This window comes from Kistimonas scapharcae, from assembly GCF_039540975.1.
GTDB classification, from domain to species: Bacteria; Pseudomonadota; Gammaproteobacteria; order Pseudomonadales; family Endozoicomonadaceae; genus Kistimonas; species Kistimonas scapharcae.
Genome location: NZ_BAABFL010000231.1, coordinates 1 through 1163, shown reverse-complemented (window position 1 = coordinate 1163; position 1163 = coordinate 1). Strand labels below are relative to the sequence as shown.

The 1163-nt window shown below is 41.2% G+C and carries 1 protein-coding gene; it reads left to right on the top strand.

Annotated elements, in window-relative coordinates:
* The first annotated feature begins 329 nt into the window (after nt 1-329).
* Nucleotides 330-1160, top strand: a complete 831-nt coding sequence (locus tag ABD892_RS10595) for a hypothetical protein (RefSeq protein WP_345195592.1) — start codon at nt 330-332, stop codon at nt 1158-1160.
* Nucleotides 1161-1163 lie beyond the last annotated feature (3 nt).

Genomic DNA, 1163 nt, shown 5'->3' with positions numbered 1-1163 from the left:
TGACACGTCTCCTAACCCAAGGAAAACCAGTGTCGTAAGTTTAGACGGGAGAATGGCTTATGTTAGGTGGTAATCAGGAAACCGAATATGACTTCCCCCATCTTGAAGAAGCCATCAAGAAAAAATCATTCACATGACAACCAAGCAAACAACAATGCAAATTTTCCTAATACCATGATTGAATGAGATAGCAATACCCTACAATATACCCCTCAATATATAGTGATTTAGAATTAAAAAAATCAAACACTATAAAAAATTGCATGGAACATTAAGCTTTATCACCTCTCTAATATGAAACACCATTTAGCCACAGGAGAGTAATCAGCATGGAAGGCATAAAGGGAAATACACCTATATTCAGGAATAGTCAGAAAGATAAGTCAGCAGCGGGCAATGGCACCAACACGGCTAATGCAATCAGCCAGCAAGAAAAAAAGACTCCTGCCAGAAAAATTGGAAACCGCCTTATTTTTAAGCTGTACGATAAAGTTGTCACCCATGGGATAAGTGCTCAAACGGCGATAAAAGATGAACTTAACATTGATCCTCAATCCCCACAGGGTTTGGCCGTACAGAATCAGCTCCAAGAGTATACCCGACAACAGCAGGGAGAAAGCCATAACCAAAAAGAATATGGGAGCAACTCCCTCCTTACTTCAGGAGCCACTGCTGCGGTCAAAGAGGCCGAAGACACATCAGTAGACGATCGAAAAAGCGCCGAAGCAGACTCCCTTTATCAATTTATAGAGCAAGACCGGGCACAAATGAGAGAGCGATTTGATTTTAAAAGGTATTTAAGGAAGCTACGCCCAGATAGCAAGAACTCAAGTATGATGTCGGCGTATATAGAAGAGATCCAATCAATGACCGATGAGGTTTACGCTAGATTTCCGAAATTCTATGATACTGCTCTAAGGGCTGCCTATATCGTAATTCAAAAAAGCATATTACTTAACGATCCTATTCTCGAAGTAAATCTTGACACGCTCAACAATCCTGAAGTCAGACGCATCATTGATGAGCTATTCACTATCAAACTTTATGATTCAGAAGAGCGTCCAGAGGACATACCTGATGATCTGCATATTCTGGTTTACTTGAACACCGATTCTGGTCTACTTGAACACCCCCGTCACCTTACGTATTGGCGAGCCTGATTT

Coding starts and splice junctions, on each gene's coding strand:
- ABD892_RS10595 (WP_345195592.1), top strand. CDS start 330: ATGGAAGGCATAAAGGGAAATACACCTATATTCAGGAATAGTCAGAAA.